Source organism: Bradyrhizobium sp. BRP56, from assembly GCF_020194035.1.
Lineage (GTDB): Bacteria > Pseudomonadota > Alphaproteobacteria > Rhizobiales > Xanthobacteraceae > Bradyrhizobium > Bradyrhizobium australafricanum.
This window is the reverse complement of record NZ_JADYVV010000045.1, coordinates 60131-74881: the sequence shown is the minus strand read 5'-3', so window position 1 is coordinate 74881 and position 14751 is coordinate 60131. Positions and strand designations below refer to the sequence as shown.

Sequence of the window (14751 nt, the reverse complement as noted above, 5' to 3'; positions counted from 1 at the left end):
AAAAATATACTTCGACGTATCAATCCCAATGCGGATAATCTGGTTCACGGACGGCTCCCTTGTATGAGATCTAGACAACCTCATTCTGGCACACTGATGCCGTAGGGGGCCGTCCACACCATCAACCACCGCATTTGATTGTGAACGAGGTCGTGGCCCCAGCATCGCGCAACAAATCTCATTTGGGGTAATGGGTCCTGGCTTTCGCCAAGACGACACTGAATGTGTTGGACCACGTGTGGCTCATGCTTCCGCAGTCTCGCGGCGCATTGCGTCCGAGCTTTGCATCTTGTTCCGCCCTCACCTCAAGCAGAGGGCGCAGGGAAAGCCGGGTGCCGATCGCACTCATGGGCCCCGAGCAATGGGTAGAAAGCTCGGGGGTAGGACCACAGGTGTAACCGTAAACAACCCGGCTTTCCCTGCGCGATGGGCTACGGCTTACTTCGTGCTCTCCCCGGCGAGACTGGGCTTTTTTGTCACCGTCTTCGCAACGCGCACTGCGCAATCGGAAAAGACACCTGCCGCTAGGGCGTCAGGACCACACGACTTCACCGTCCGCCTCATGCACGTTCGTCAACTGCGCAATCGGCGTCCACCGCATCTCGACCCACGTTCGTGACGACCGCGAAGCGCCCCTCGTGTCGGGTGAGACGGGCAGCGTTATACACTGAGTTGACCTACTGATAAACCGAAATATTTTTGCTGCGAAGGCTTGCGCCGTCGGGCAACTCAGTGGTAGCGGCCCTCCCCGGTCCTTTCGTCATTGCGGGCGACGCACCAGCGTCCGGTGTCGCCTCGCCGAGCGAACGGAATCCGGTCGATCAGGCATCATTCCTTCCGCAGGATTTTATCCATGGCCTTTCCACGCGCCAGCTCATCGATCAGTTTATCCAGGTAACGAATTTCCCGCATGGTCGGCTCTTTGATTTCCTCAACCCTGACACCGCACACCACGCCCTTGATCAAGGCCCGCGAAGGATTCATTTCAGGCGCCTTTGCGAAGAACGTTTCGAAGTCGGTTTGTTTTTCCAACTGAGCTTCCAGCTCCTTCGAACCGTAGCCGGTCAACCAGGAGATCACCTGATCAACCTCCGCTTTGGTGCGTCCCTTCTTCTCCGCTTTCGCGACATAGAGCGGGTAAACGCTTGCGAAGCTCGTTGTATAGATCCGATGCTTGGCCATGAATTGCTCCGAACGTTCGTATTCCGGGGTCTCGACGAGGAAATATTAGTCCTGGGTTGAACCGGCTTCGCCAATCCGAAGTGTCGCATGTGGCTAGGGGCATGGCGATGGCCTGTTGCCTCCCGTTTCGTCCCCAGCGCTCGCTGCGGCGGCGCGCATGCGTTGGCAGCAATCGCTCTACAGCGACGGCAACCGCTCTGGGGCGGCGCCCCACCCGATCCGTTAGATCACCACCATGTCCGATCCACGGGCGGAAACAGTGCGGCCCGCCGGGATCGAACATCAGGATCGAACGCAGGAGTTTTCAACGATGAACCAGATGATCCGCAATACTCAGGAGACAAGCATGAACCGCGACAACGCCTCGCACGCCGGTCAGCCGGGGCCAAACGAGTTGGTGCCATCGCGCTACGCGCTGAAGATCGGCGAGATCGACGTGCTGGTGATCAGCGACGGGGTGCTGCCGCTACCGACCAAGATGCTGGCCCACAATGCCGAGCCGGCCGTCCGCGCGGCCTGGCTGGACGACATGTTCCTGCCGCCGGACGCGTTCGACTGGGCGCTGAACGTGGTCGTGGTGCGAAGCGGCGGGAAAACCATCCTCGTCGACGCCGGGCTGGGGTCGGACCCGGACCTGCACCTGCCGAAGGCCGGGCAGACGGTCAAGCGACTGGAGGCGGCCGGTATCGATCTTGGGTCCGTGACCGACGTGGTGCTGACCCACATGCACATGGACCACGTTGGCGGGCTGCTCGTCGAGGGCGTGAAGGAGCGGCTGCGTCCGGACCTGCGGATCCATGTGGCGGCTGCCGAGGTCAAGTTCTGGGAGGCGCCCGATTTCTCCCGCGTCTCGATGCCGCCGGGTTTCCCCGACGCGCTTCGTGCGACGGCCAAGCGGTTCAGGAAGGAATACCAGAGCCAGCTGCGGCTGTTCGACGAGGAGCACGAGGTGGCGCCCGGAGTGGTCGTCCGTCGCAGCGGCGGCCACACTCCCGGCCACAGCGTCGTTCGTCTGGCGTCCGGCGGCGACCGGCTGACATTCGCCGGTGACCTCGTGTTCGCGGTCGGGTTCGAGCACCCCGAATGGCACAACGGCTTCGAGCACGATCCCGAAGAGGCGGCCCGCGCCCGGATCAGTCTGTTGCGGGAACTGGCGGCGAACCGCGAGCTGCTGGTTGCCACGCATATGCCGTTCCCGTCCGTCGGACATGTCGCGGTCGAGGGTGACGCCTTCCGTTGGGTGCCGGTGTTCTGGGACTACTGAGACCTTGTCGAGTTAGAGCCGAACCGGGGCGCGTACTCATATCGATCATGGGTGCGGGCTCCGGCTTCCGCGCGGCCCTTCTGAGCAAAGGTCGGCTACGGGCCACAAGCTGTCATTCAAGCCGGTCGAGAGCGAATTAGCTTGCCTTGCTTTGAGTCCTTTTGCACTCTCAGGCAAAGGAGGCCGATGCATGAAGATAATGACCGTCGCGTGCGCTCTCGGAGCGGCCCTCGTGCTGTGCAACCTCGGGACGTCTGGTGCTGAAGCCCGGGCGCGGAAGGCACAAGTCGTTCATGAACCAAGGAGGGTCATTATCCCGACGCCCGTGATAAGGCCAACTCCGTGGGACTATTATATTGTTCCACGATATCAATATCGCCCTGAAGACGACCGGGTCGATCCATACGCCCCGCCCCTGGTGTCGTCGTGGCGCCTCTATGAGGCGTGGCGGTGGCCATACTGGTGGTGAACGGCGATCGCGCCAAACAGATCGCAATCCGAGTGGTGATCGTCCCCTGACGGACGGGGACTAGTGTGCTAAATGCGAAGTTCGTGCGATTTCGCGGCAGCCACTTTCACGAACTTCGCATTCATAAAGCACACTAGAATCATAAGTTTGCTAGTGTCCTTATCGAATCCGAAGTTCGCTTCGAAGGTGCGGCAAATGATGCGAACTTCGGATTCGGGACACTAGCTGTGAAGTTGCGCGTTGAGGCCGTCCCAATTTGGCGTACGCTTGGTTGCCTCAAGGGCACCGCTCTGGGAATTCCGACGAAAAAGCAGGCCCTTCTGGCCCGAGAGTTCTTTGGCTTTCAGGACTCGGCCATCCTCCAAAAGGATGCGCGCGCCTGCCGTGACGTAACAGCCCGCCTCGACGATACAATCGTCACCCAATGAAATGCCGATACCGGCGTTGGCTCCGATCAGGCAGCGCTCACCGACTGTAATCCTCTCTTTCCCTCCTCCGGACAGAGTGCCCATGATCGACGCTCCGCCACCAACGTCGCTGCCGCTTCCGACAACCACACCGGCGCTGATCCGGCCTTCGACCATGCAGGGACCGAGCGTACCCGCGTTAAAATTGCAAAAGCCTTCATGCATGACGGTCGTGCCCGGGGCCAAGTGGGCTCCGAGCCTTACGCGATCCGCATCTGCAATTCTCACGTCTGCGGGCGTCACATAGTCAGTCATGCGCGGAAATTTATCCACGCCTGTCACCTCGAACGCGAGGGCACGCTTTCGTGCCTCCATTCGCGCGTCCGGTACACGAGAGCACTCACAGGGACCGAGGGTCGTCCAGGCAACGTTAGGTAAGAGACCGAAAACTCCCTCGAGGTTCAGGCAATTCGGCTGGACGAGCCGTTGGCTCAGCAGATGGAGTCGAAGATACGCGTCGTGCACGTCAGTCGGTGCAGATGCAAGGGAGCCAATTTCTGTGCGGATTGGAACGATGTCGACATTGCGAATGTCGTCGTGTCGCGCATATCCGTCCGCCGACTCGCCCAACGATCTGGTGATCTCGTCGCTCGCCAGCCGCACCGTTGCCGCCTTGTCGGCCTCTACAACCAGGCGCAGCTGAAGAAACCAGGAATCCAGCACGCGACCGTCAGCGGTAATCGTCGCAAATCCCTCGCCTCTCGCGCCCCTCAACTCCATCGCCATTTGAATGTCTCACACTACGATCCTGTACGTCATGCATACGCGAGTTTTCGTGGAGATGGCAACTTCCGGACTCTCAAACACGTCCGGGGCAAAGGGCGACATGGGTCCACGCCGCAGCGACGCCCCGCTCTTATGCTCTGAGTGGACGTCGATCGACGGTGCTTGCGGTGCTGATCGGGCGAGCGAGTAGCCGGAGCGGCCGGCTCGCCCTCCACGCTTCTTCCCCGGACCGCTATTCCGCCGCGGTCCGGATATCGATCTTCTCGGCGCGGACCGCGCAGAACTTGAACTCCGGAATCTTGCCGAACGGATCGAGCGCCGGATTGGTCAACAGGTTTGCCGCCGCCTCCGCGTAGCAGAACGGCATGAACACCATGTTCTCGGGCACGTCGCGGTCGGCACGCACCTTGACCTCGACCGCGCCGCGGCGCGTCTCGAGACGGATGAAGTCGCCGGGCGCGAGCCCCTTCTTGCGCATGTCCTTCGGGGTCATGAACGCGACCGCTTCGGGTTCGATCTGGTCGAGCACCTGGGCACGGCGCGTCATCGAGCCGGTGTGCCAATGTTCGAGCACGCGGCCGGTCGACAGCACCATCGGGTACTCGTCGTCGGGCAACTCGTCCGGCGGGATCACCTTGGCCGGCACGATCTTGCCGCGGCCGCTTTCGGTCGGGAAGCCGGTGGTGAAGATGATCTCGTTTCCGGGCTTGTCGGGATCGTCGACCGGATAGGTCACCGCGCCCTCGCGCACCAGGCGCTCCCAGCTGATGTTCTTCAGTGACGGCATCAACTCGGCCATCTCGGTGAAGACCTCGCCCGGCCCCGCATAGTTCCAGGGCAGCCCCATCCGCTTGCCGATCTCCTGGATGATCCAGAGATCCTGCCTTGCATCGCCCGGCGGCTTGATCACCTCGCGCGCCAGCTGCACGCGGCGGTCGGTATTGGTGAAGGAGCCGGACTTTTCGGCGAACGCCGAGGCCGGCAGGATGACGTCGGCGTGGAACGCGGTCTCTGTGACGAACAGATCCTGCACGACGAGATGATCGAGCTTGGCCAGCGCCTCGCGCGCGTGCTGCAGGTCGGGATCGGACATCGCCGGATTCTCGCCCTCGACATACATGCCGTGGATTTCGCCGGCGTGGATCGCGTTCATGATCTCGACGACGGTCAGCCCGCGCACCGGATCGAGCTCCTGCCCCCACAGCTTCTCGAAAGCGCCGCGCATGTCGTCGCGGCCGACCGGCTGGTAGTCCGGCAGGAACATCGGGATCAGGCCGGCGTCGGAGGCGCCCTGCACGTTGTTCTGCCCGCGCAGCGGATGCAGCCCGGTGCCGGGGCGCCCGACCTGGCCCGTGATCAGCGCCAGCGCGATCAGGCAGCGCGCATTGTCGGTGCCGTGGACGTGCTGGCTGATGCCCATGCCCCAGAAGATGATCGACGATTTGGCGCGGGCATAGGCGCGCGCGACCTCGCGCAGCGTCCCCGCCGGAATGCCGCAGATCTGGGACATGCGCTCCGGCGTGAACTCCTGGATCTTCGCCTTCAGCTCGTCATAGCCCTCGGTGTAGCCCGCGATGTACTGCTCGTCGGTCAGGCCTTCGGTGATGATCGTGTGGATCATCGCGTTCAGCATCGCGACGTCGCTGCCCGGTTTGAATTGCAGGTGCTGCGTGGCGTGGCGCGACAGCGTCTGCCGACGCGGGTCCATCACATAGAGCTTGGCGCCGCGCTTGGCGGCGTTCTTGATGTAAGTGGCGGCGACCGGATGGTTCACGGTCGGATTGGCGCCGATCACCCAGATCACCTCGGCGTCGGCCGCGGCCGCGAACGGCGCCGACACCGCGCCGGAGCTCAATCCCTCGAACAGCGCCGCCACCGACGAGGCGTGACACAGCCGCGTGCAGTGATCGACATTGTTGGAGCCGAAGCCGGTGCGCACCAGCTTCTGGAACAGATAGGCTTCCTCGTTCGAGCCCTTGGCCGAGCCGAAGCCGGCGAGCGCCTTGGCGCCCTTCTCGTCGCGGATCTTGCGCAAGCCCGCAGCAGCAAGGTCGAGCGCCTCCTCCCATGTCGCTTCGCGGAAATGCGTGTAGGGATTGGCCGGATCGACCTGGTCGTTGGCATCCTTCTTGACGCCGGGCAGCCGCACCAGCGGCTTGGTCAGGCGATTGGGGTGATGGATGTAGTCGAAGCCGAAGCGGCCCTTGACGCAGAGCCGGTTGTGATTGGCGGGACCGTCGCGGCCTTCCGCGTAGATCACCTTCTCGTCCTTGACCTGGTAGGTGACCTGGCAGCCGACGCCGCAATACGGGCACAGCGAATCCACCTTCTTGTCCGGATAGGTGACGCGGGTCTGCTTGTCGTCGAGCATCACGGCCGGCATCAAGGCGCCGGTCGGACAGGCCTGCACGCACTCGCCGCACGCGACGCAGGTCGATTCGCCCATTGGATCGTCGAAGTCGAACACGATCTTGGCATCGTGGTTACGGTAGGCCATGCCGATCACATCGTTGACCTGCACCTCGCGGCACGCGCGCACGCAGAGCCCGCACTGGATGCAGGCGTCGAGATTGACGCTCATCGCCGGATGGCTGGTGTCGGCGTGCCAGCGTTCAGTCGCGGGAAAGCGGCTTTCGGTCACGCCGGTCTTCTCGGCCCAGTGCCAGAATTTCGAGTCCGGATCGTGCGAGGATTCGCGCGCCGGCTGGTCCGCCACCAGCAGCTCCATCACCATCTTCTGCGCCGCGACGGCGCGCTGGCTGGCCGACGTCACCTTCATGCCGACCGTCGGCGTCCGCTTGCAGGACGCCGCCAGCACGCGCTCGCCTTCGATCTCGACCATGCAGGCGCGGCAGTTGCCGTCCGGCCTGTAGTCCGGCGCGGGCGAATAGCACAGATGCGGGATCTCGGTGCCCTGGCGCTTGGCGACCTGCCAGATCGTCTCGCCGGCGCGCGCCTCGACCTGCTGGCCGTCGAGCTCGAACTGAATCGTCAGGCCTGAGTTCTGATTGTTGCTCATTCAAATCCTCGTCGAAATTCGTCTGCTCGGCCTCGCCTACTCGGCGGCTTGCTGCGGACGAAAGCCGTCCGGAAAATATTTGATCACTGAGGTCAGCGGATTGGAGGCCGCCTGACCGAGGCCACAGATCGACGCATCGCGCATCGCCTGGCTCAATTGGTCGAGCAGTTCCTTGTTCCAGACCGGCTGCTGCATCAACAGTGCCGCCTTCTCGGTTCCGGCGCGGCACGGCGTGCACTGCCCGCAGCTCTCGTCCTCGAAGAACTTCATCAGGTTCAGCGCGGCGTCCCTGACGTCATCGGCCTGCGAAAGCACGACCACGGCGGCGGAGCCGATGAAGCAGCCATATTTCTCCAGCGTGCCGAAATCGAGCGGGATGTCGTCCATCGACGCCGGCAGGATGCCGCCGGATGCACCGCCCGGCAGATAGGCCTGCAAGGTATGGCCGTCGGCCATGCCGCCGCAGAACTCGTCGATCAACTCGCGCAGCGTGATGCCGGCGGGAGCGAGCTTGACGCCAGGATTCTTGACGCGTCCCGACACCGAGAAGCTGCGCAGGCCGTGGCGTTCGTTGCGGCCGTGGCTCTTCCACCAGTCGGCGCCCTTCTCGACGATGTCGCGCACCCACCACAACGTCTCGATGTTGTTGATCAGCGTCGGCAGGCCGAACAGCCCGACCTGGAACGGATATGGTGGCTTGTGCCGCGGCAGGCCGCGCTTGCCCTCGATCGATTCCAGCAGCGAGGATTCCTCGCCGCAGATATAGGCGCCGGCGCCGCGCCGCAGATGCAGCGTCGGACCACCCGGTGGGAGCTTTGCGATCTCGCGCGCGAGGATGTCGCGGCAGGCCGGGTACTCGTCGCGGATATAGATGTAGACTTCCGGCGCCTCCACCACGTGGGCGCCGATCAGCATGCCCTCGAGGAAGCGATGCGGATCGGTCTCGAGATAATAGCGGTCCTTGAACGTGCCGGGCTCGCCTTCGTCGCCGTTCACCGCCATCAATCGCGGACCGGGCTCGCCGAGCACCGCGCGCCACTTGCGGCCGGTCGGAAAACCGGCGCCGCCGAGGCCGCGCAGCGACGCATCGTCGAGCGCCTTCAGCAGGTCTTCGCGCGGCAGCTCGCCTGAGCGCAGGCGCGCCAGCAGCCGGTATCCGCCGCCCGCCACATAGGCGTCGTAGTCGACATATGGCGGAAGGTGCACATGGGTGTCGCCGCTCTTCGCCGCCGCCAGCACATTGGTGACGGTCGCATGATCGACGAAGTTGTGGCCGACCTCGGCAGCGGGCGCGGTGTCGCAGCGGCCGACGCACGGTGCGCGCACGACGCGGATGCCGGGGCCGGCGCGGTTCTGCAGATCCTTCAACAGCTGTTCGCCGCCGAGCATCGCGCAGGTCAGCGAATCGCAGACACGTACGGTGAGCGGCACGATGTCAGCCTCGCCTTCCTTCACGATGTCGAAATGCGCGTAGAAGGTGGCGGTCTCGAACACTTCGGCGAATGACAGCTTCATCTCGTCGGCGAGCGCGGCAAGATGCGCCGCCGAGATCTGATGGTATTTGTCCTGGATCAGATGCAGATACTCGATCAGGAGGTCGCGCCGCCTCGGACGATCGCCGAGCAGCGTCTCGATCTCATGGGCGGCCACGGGGTCGACCTGGCGTCCCTTGGGCGTGGCCTTCGCTCGCTTCCTGCCCTGTCCGGGATGCTCGAACGCACGAACCTTGTGAACGTCGTCTCGACTCATGAAGCCTCGCCTTGGGAACCACGCTTTGCGCGAATTGCACTGCTTCGACGAACTGTATTCTCTGGTATGCCAGAGGCAAGCAGTTTTAGAACGCCTCTAGCAGCGTCGGGTTGCCGCGTAGGCCGTTGTTTATGTTTGCCTATCGGGCGATCTGATTTTGCTATCGCGCGTCCGTCGCGCTGCGCGGTCTCGACCGCGTTTCAGCTCTCACAGCAGGTCGGCGTAGCCGAGAAAGCCGACGGCATCGCCAGGTTCAACCCGCACCACGGACTCGCCGAGTTCGACCAGCCCATCGGTCTCGATCAGCGACGACAGCAGGCCGGCTCCTTCGCGAGGAAACTTGGTCGCTTCCAGCGCACCGTCCGCCGCCTGTCGCAGCGAGACGCGGACATATTCGCGCCGCCCGCTCTTCTTCTTGTAGCTGAAGGCCGCCCGCACCGGCATTGGCAGCAAGGGGGACGGCACAGCGCCCGATAGCGCCAGCACGGTCGGCCGCACGACATGGACGAAGGTCACGAAGCTCGCCACCGGATTGCCGGGCAAGCCGATCAGCGGGGTGCCGTCGATGATTCCCATCGCCACCGGGCGGCCGGGCTTGATCGCCATCCGCCACAGCACCAGCGAGCCCGCCTGCTCGATGCCGGCCCTGACGTGGTCCTCTTCGCCGGTCGAGACCCCGCCGGTGGTCAGGATCAGGTCGTAGCGCCGCGCGACCTGCTTGAGCGCGGCGGCGAGCTCGGCCCGCTCGTCGCGCAGGATGCCGAGATCGCCGACCTCGCAACCAAGCCGCCGCAACATCGCCATCAGCATGAAACGGTTGGAATCGAACAGTTGCGCTTCGGTGCGCGCGCTGCCGGGCGCAGCCAGTTCATCGCCGGTCGAGAACACCCCGACGCGAAGCCGACGCACCACATCGAGCGTGGTGAGTCCGAAGGCCGCGGCGACCGCGATATCCTGCGGGCGCAGCCGCCGGCCCGCCGCCAGCGCGACCTGGCCGCGCGGAATGTCCTCGCCGCTGGGGCGCACATTGGCGCCGACCTTCAGGCCGGACGGCAGGATCACGCGCCCGGACTCGTCGATCCGCACGTCTTCCTGCATGAACACGGTGTCGGTGCCATCGGGCATCGGCGCGCCGGTGAAGATCCGCACCGCCTGTCCGGGCTGCGCCGGCTGCGCCGACGCGCCCGCCTGCACCCGTCCGGCAACGGGGAACGCGCGCTCGCCGCTCGCCGGCAGCTCCGCGCCGGATACCGCGTAGCCGTCGACGGCGGAATTTTTGAACGGAGGCAGCGCAAGCGGCGCGACAATGTCGCCGGCCAGGATGCGTCCGTCCGCATCCACCAGGGCGACGGCTTCGGTCTCGCCGACCGGCTTGACCCGCGCGGCGATGATCGCGACGGCCTCATCGACCGACATCATCGGTCCGCCGAATGCGAAGCAGTCGTCCGAAAGCTGCGCCATGATCTCCCTCAGTCGTCGCCATCGACAAGATTTGTTCGACCCGGATCGCGAACTGCGGCGTTATCCTTAAAGCCGGACCGATCGATGGCAGTTCCCGCGACGCGGCGGAGAGTCGCCAGTCAGTCTCCGAACGTGCTTATATCCCCAGCTGCGATGCCATGTGAACCCATCTGGACGTCAAGCAGTGCCCGAGAAAACCACAGCTCCCATCATTGTTCCTGATCCGGACGATCCGCGCCTGACGGAGCGCGTGGTCGGCGTCGATCAGACCGGCGCGCGGACCGAGATCAGGGTGCCGGTCGAGCGGCCGCTGACGCTGTACCTCAACGCGCAGGAGATCGTCACGATGATGACGATCAACGACTACCCCGAATACCTCGCGCTCGGCTACCTGCTGAACCAGAACATGCTCAAATACGACGACGTCGTCACCGAGGTCGAATATGACGACGATCTCGAGGTCGTCGTGGTGCGTACCGCGCACCACACCAATTTCGAGGCCAAGCTGAAGAAGCGCACGCAGACCTCGGGCTGCGCCCAGGGCACGGCGTTCGGCGACCTGCTCGAAGCAGTCGAGAAGGTGGCGCTGCCGAAAGCCGAATTGCGGACCTCCTGGCTCTACCGGATGACGCACACCATCAACACGATGCCCTCGCTCTATCTGGAAGCCGGCGCCATTCACGGCTGCGTGCTGTGCAAGGAGGCAACGCCGGTGTGCTACACCGAGGATGTCGGCCGGCATAATGCCGTCGACAAGATCGCGGGCTGGATCTATCGGCACAATGTCGATCCCGCCGACAAAATCCTCTACACCACCGGGCGGCTGACCTCGGAGATGGTGATCAAGACGGTGCGGATGGGGATCCCGATCCTGGTCTCGCGCTCCGGATTCACGGCGTGGGGCGTCGATTTGGCGCGGCAGGTCGGATTGACGCTGGTCGGGCGCGCCCGCGGCAAGCGCTTCATCGCGCTGTCCGGTGAGGAGCGGATCGTCTACGACCAGAACCTCGACTATGTCGAAGAGGAATCGATGCGTCACAAGCGCAAGGGCGAGACCGACAATGTCTGACATTCCCGGCGTGCTGCTCGCCGGCGGCCTCGCACGCCGGATGGGCGGCGGCGACAAGCCGATGCGCAAGATCGCGGGCCGCACCATTCTGCAGCGGGTGATCGACCGTCTCGCCCCGCAATGCAGCGGGCTGATCATCAACGCCAATGGCGACCCCACGCGCTTCGCCGCGTTCGGCCTTCCGGTCGTCGCCGACGATGTCGCCGACTATCCCGGCCCCCTCGCCGGCATCCTGGCCGCGCTCGACTGGACCGCTGCCAACCGGCCGGATGCGCAATGGGTGCTCAGCGCCGCGGGCGACTGTCCGTTTCTGCCGCGCGACCTCGTCACGCGCCTGGAGCAAGCGCGCGCGGCCGTGAATGCCGAGCTCGCGGTCGCTTCATCCGGCGGGCAGACGCATCCGGTGATCGGCCTCTGGAGCGTGCGCCTGCGGAACGAATTGCGTCAGGCGCTCGTCGTCGAGGACGTGCGCAAGATCGACCGCTGGACCGCGCGCTATCCGCTCGCAACGGTCGAGTGGCCGACCGAGCCGCTGGATCCGTTCTTCAATGCCAATACCGTCGAGGACATTGCGGAAGCCGACCGCCTCGCCGCGCTCGACGGCGGCTAGAGCATTTTCGGTTCTGATTGAATCAGAACCGAAGCTCTAGCTTCTTGTCTTGACGCGTTTTCTTCACGCGAATCGGCGTCCACTTCGCTCGAAAACGCTCTAACGTCCGCCACCCGGATCAGCTCGGCCACGGCGTGTTGCGGATCCGGGTGCGGGCGTTCGGCCTGTGAAATGTGGGATCGCGCTCCGCGACGAAGTCGAAATTGACCGTGCCGAACGTGGTCTGCGGCTTCTTCAGGGCCGAGCAGGTCTGAACCTCGATGAACTCGTTCTTGAAATCGCCGCGGGGCAACGCAGCAAGGACGCCGTCGCGCTGCTCGGCGGTGTAGTCATCGTATCCGACGCCGACGGCATCGACCAATACGCCCGCATTGGTGAGGGCGATTTCCGGCCGCATGTATTGCGGGATGCCGGGCGTGGTGTGCAAGGCGATCGCTTCCCACACCAGGTCCGCCTTGGGCTCGGCGATGCCGTGACTCCTGAGAAATTTGCGCGCCGCATCGGCGCCGTCGACCTCAAACCGTTTCGTCTCGGTATGAAAATGATCGACAAGGCCAAGATCATGAAACAGCGCGGCAACATAAAGCAGTTCAGCGTCGAACTTCAGATTTTGCCTGGCGCCCTTGAGCGCGCCGAACACAAACACGCGGACCGAGTGATTGAACAACATCTCGGTCTCATATTGCCGCACCAACTCGGCGGCCTCCCGCGCGATCTTGCTGTCCGGGATTCGAATGCCGGAAATCGTGTCCGCCATCATCGCACTCCTGCCCTGTGTAGCGTCCCGGATGCATGCACTGGACGGCCAATGGCGTCACGATTCATGCGCGCCGGCACTCCGCTGCAGTGAATCGCACCCCACTACCTAACCCGCGAAGCGGCAACCGGAAGGCCCCTGCCGCATGAAGATTCTGCAGGGAGATCGTGAGGCTGGTGCAATACGGAAAGCGCGATCGGGTTCAGCCGATCGTGCCTCGCCTGATCCAGCCGAAGCCTGACCGGAAGCAGCCGGCACAGGCTCCGCTGGGTCGCGGCGATCAGTGCCCCGCGGCGATCCTGGTCGGGCCGCAGACGTCGTCCGCGTTGTTGCCGTTGTCGTGGCCGCGGCCGTTGTCCTTCATCCGGCCGTGATCGCCATCGCAATTGACGGGAGCGAACGACACGCCGCGATAGACCATGCCGAACGCCGGCGGCACAACCACGTCAAAGGCTTCGTTCGCCGGAAGCGTTGTTGCCGCGACCCTGTCCGTGGTGGTGACGACTTGATTCGGATCGGCGCCAGGCTCGACCGAGTTGCCTACGGTCGACGTCACCGCGAAAATCGTCGCGGTGCCGTCGCGGTTGACGCGGCCGGTGATGTTGCGCAGGCCGCCGGTTGCCGGATCGGTCGGATAGCCGTTGACATGATAGAGCGTGCCGAGGTTCAGGCCCTTCTGCAGCGTGTAGGCAAGGCTCCAGCTGCCGTTGACATAGACCCACTTCTGAAGACCTGCGGTCGGTGACGTGGCAGCGTCGGCGAGATTGCCGTCACCTTCCTGGGCGACATAAAGCGTCGTCGCGTCGGCGAACCAGATGCCAAAGGGATAGAAGCCGTTCGCGCCCGAGTTCGCCGAGGGATTGTTCGGGAAACCCGGAAGAATGCTGAACGCCGTCGAGGCGGCGATCTCGCGGGTCGGCAGCACGCCCGGCTGGCCGACCTGATAGACCGTGTTGATGCCGTTGCTGCCGCTGCCTTTGGTCACGTAAAGCGTGTTGTCGGAGATCGCGAGACCGCGGAAATTATCGTCCTTTCCGGACTTGTCGGCGGCAAAGCCAAGCTGGGCAACCGAGAAGCCGAACTGGAAGCCATTCTTGCTGCCGGGCGTACCCTGCTGCACGCCAACCACGGCGTCGGAACCATCGACACCGGGCGTCGCGAGTTGAACGCCGGTGTCGTTGACGACAAGCACCGGCTGGGTGCCGCTGCCGTTGCCGGCGTTGCCGACCGTGAAATACTGGTCGGCCTGGGTGCCATTGACCTTGTTGGCGCGGATCGCGCCGCGGCCATTGTCGCCGCTATAGACATTGACCTTGGTCCGGTGCAGCGAGCCGTCGAAATCCAGCTCCGCGACCACGCGCGCATGCACACCGGTGTCCGGATTGGTCGGGTCGACGTGGTTCGGCGAATTGGAGTTGGAAACGTCCAGCTGGTTCACCGCCGCGTCGTAGCCCATGAACGTCACGGCCTTGCCGTCGGGCGACAAATGCAGCGACAGTTCAGACTTGGAGCTGAAGCTCGTCACCGCCACGTCCGCCGGGACGGTCAGCGCGCCGATTTCGCGCAGCCGGCGGCCTTCCAGATGAAATTTCTTGATCACCACCGGCGCAGTCACGCCGAAATTCGAATCCACGGCCACGTTGTTGAAGACCCCCGGATAGCGGCCGTCCGCCACAGCCGTCGCGCCGGTCGGCAGCGTCTGGCCTACGGTGACGGTCGATGGGTTGCCCGCATAGACCGCCGTGCTGACCAGCAATTCGTGCGGATTGCCCGCGCTCTGGGACAACGCCGGATGGACCGCAAAAAGCACCGGTGAGAGCGCCGTACCCGCGATCAGGCGCCGGACAATCGCGCGGCGAAATGTTTCCGGAGTTGTTTGCGATTTGGCGATCGATTTGAACATGCGAAGACCCCCCATTCTTTGAAAATTGGAATGGGTTTCCTCATACGGGGCCGATCGCAACACTCGTGTGACAGA

10 protein-coding genes are annotated in these 14751 nt (G+C 63.9%); 3 read left to right on the top strand and 7 right to left on the bottom strand.

The window, feature by feature from the left end:
• Window positions 1-828: 828 nt before the first annotated feature.
• Window positions 829-1182 carry a DUF2200 domain-containing protein gene (locus tag I6F38_RS27945; RefSeq protein ID WP_016845336.1) on the bottom strand — a complete coding sequence of 118 codons (354 nt, stop codon included), beginning with the start codon at window positions 1180-1182 and terminating at the stop codon, window positions 829-831.
• Between the two features lie 310 nt (window positions 1183-1492).
• Between I6F38_RS27945 and I6F38_RS27940 the strand changes: the two genes are divergently transcribed.
• Window positions 1493-2446 carry an MBL fold metallo-hydrolase gene (locus I6F38_RS27940; protein WP_225162610.1) on the top strand — a complete coding sequence of 318 codons (954 nt, stop codon included), beginning with the start codon at window positions 1493-1495 and terminating at the stop codon, window positions 2444-2446.
• Window positions 2447-3136: 690 nt separating this feature from the next.
• Here I6F38_RS27940 and dapD read toward each other — a convergent pair.
• The 4 genes from dapD to glp form a co-directional block, all read right to left on the bottom strand.
• The gene (gene dapD / locus I6F38_RS27935) at window positions 3137-4108 is read right to left on the bottom strand and encodes a 2,3,4,5-tetrahydropyridine-2,6-dicarboxylate N-succinyltransferase (protein WP_225162609.1); all 972 of its coding nucleotides are present in this window, start codon (window positions 4106-4108) and stop codon (window positions 3137-3139) included.
• Between the two features lie 232 nt (window positions 4109-4340).
• Window positions 4341-7103 carry a formate dehydrogenase subunit alpha gene (gene fdhF, locus I6F38_RS27930; protein ID WP_225162612.1) on the bottom strand — a complete coding sequence of 921 codons (2763 nt, stop codon included), beginning with the start codon at window positions 7101-7103 and terminating at the stop codon, window positions 4341-4343.
• A 60-nt stretch (window positions 7104-7163) separates the two neighbouring features.
• Complete coding sequence (locus I6F38_RS27925) at window positions 7164-8876, bottom strand: NADH-ubiquinone oxidoreductase-F iron-sulfur binding region domain-containing protein (RefSeq protein WP_225162608.1); 1713 nt, start codon at window positions 8874-8876, stop codon at window positions 7164-7166.
• A gap of 207 nt (window positions 8877-9083) precedes the next feature.
• Complete coding sequence (gene glp, locus I6F38_RS27920) at window positions 9084-10337, bottom strand: gephyrin-like molybdotransferase Glp (protein ID WP_225162607.1); 1254 nt, start codon at window positions 10335-10337, stop codon at window positions 9084-9086.
• 184 nt (window positions 10338-10521) lie between these two features.
• On the opposite strand from glp, the gene I6F38_RS27915 reads away from it, so the two are divergent.
• Both I6F38_RS27915 and mobA read left to right on the top strand, forming a co-directional pair.
• Entirely contained in the window at window positions 10522-11406 is an 885-nt protein-coding gene (locus I6F38_RS27915) for a formate dehydrogenase accessory sulfurtransferase FdhD (protein ID WP_225162606.1), read from the top strand.
• Window positions 11399-12016 (top strand): molybdenum cofactor guanylyltransferase MobA, encoded by a 618-nt coding sequence (gene mobA, locus I6F38_RS27910; RefSeq protein WP_225162605.1) that lies wholly within the window; start codon window positions 11399-11401, stop codon window positions 12014-12016. The genes I6F38_RS27915 and mobA overlap by 8 nt, the downstream gene beginning before the upstream one ends.
• 118 nt (window positions 12017-12134) lie before the next feature.
• Here mobA and I6F38_RS27905 read toward each other — a convergent pair whose 3' ends face one another.
• The gene (locus I6F38_RS27905) at window positions 12135-12773 is read right to left on the bottom strand and encodes an HD domain-containing protein (protein WP_225162604.1); all 639 of its coding nucleotides are present in this window, start codon (window positions 12771-12773) and stop codon (window positions 12135-12137) included.
• A gap of 280 nt (window positions 12774-13053) precedes the next feature.
• Window positions 13054-14676 (bottom strand): hypothetical protein, encoded by a 1623-nt coding sequence (locus tag I6F38_RS27900; protein ID WP_225162603.1) that lies wholly within the window; start codon window positions 14674-14676, stop codon window positions 13054-13056.
• Between the last annotated feature and the right edge of the window lie 75 nt (window positions 14677-14751).

Excerpts from the sequence above, each read along its gene's own strand:
- dapD (WP_225162609.1), bottom strand. The coding sequence starts at position 4,108 with ATGGCGATGGAGTTGAGGGGCGCGAGAGGCGAGGGATTTGCGACGATT.
- I6F38_RS27945 (WP_016845336.1), bottom strand. The coding sequence starts at position 1,182 with ATGGCCAAGCATCGGATCTATACAACGAGCTTCGCAAGCGTTTACCCG.
- I6F38_RS27940 (WP_225162610.1), top strand. The coding sequence starts at position 1,493 with ATGAACCAGATGATCCGCAATACTCAGGAGACAAGCATGAACCGCGAC.
- mobA (WP_225162605.1), top strand. The coding sequence starts at position 11,399 with ATGTCTGACATTCCCGGCGTGCTGCTCGCCGGCGGCCTCGCACGCCGG.
- I6F38_RS27905 (WP_225162604.1), bottom strand. The coding sequence starts at position 12,773 with ATGGCGGACACGATTTCCGGCATTCGAATCCCGGACAGCAAGATCGCG.
- I6F38_RS27900 (WP_225162603.1), bottom strand. The coding sequence starts at position 14,676 with ATGTTCAAATCGATCGCCAAATCGCAAACAACTCCGGAAACATTTCGC.
- glp (WP_225162607.1), bottom strand. The coding sequence starts at position 10,337 with ATGGCGCAGCTTTCGGACGACTGCTTCGCATTCGGCGGACCGATGATG.
- I6F38_RS27925 (WP_225162608.1), bottom strand. The coding sequence starts at position 8,876 with ATGAGTCGAGACGACGTTCACAAGGTTCGTGCGTTCGAGCATCCCGGA.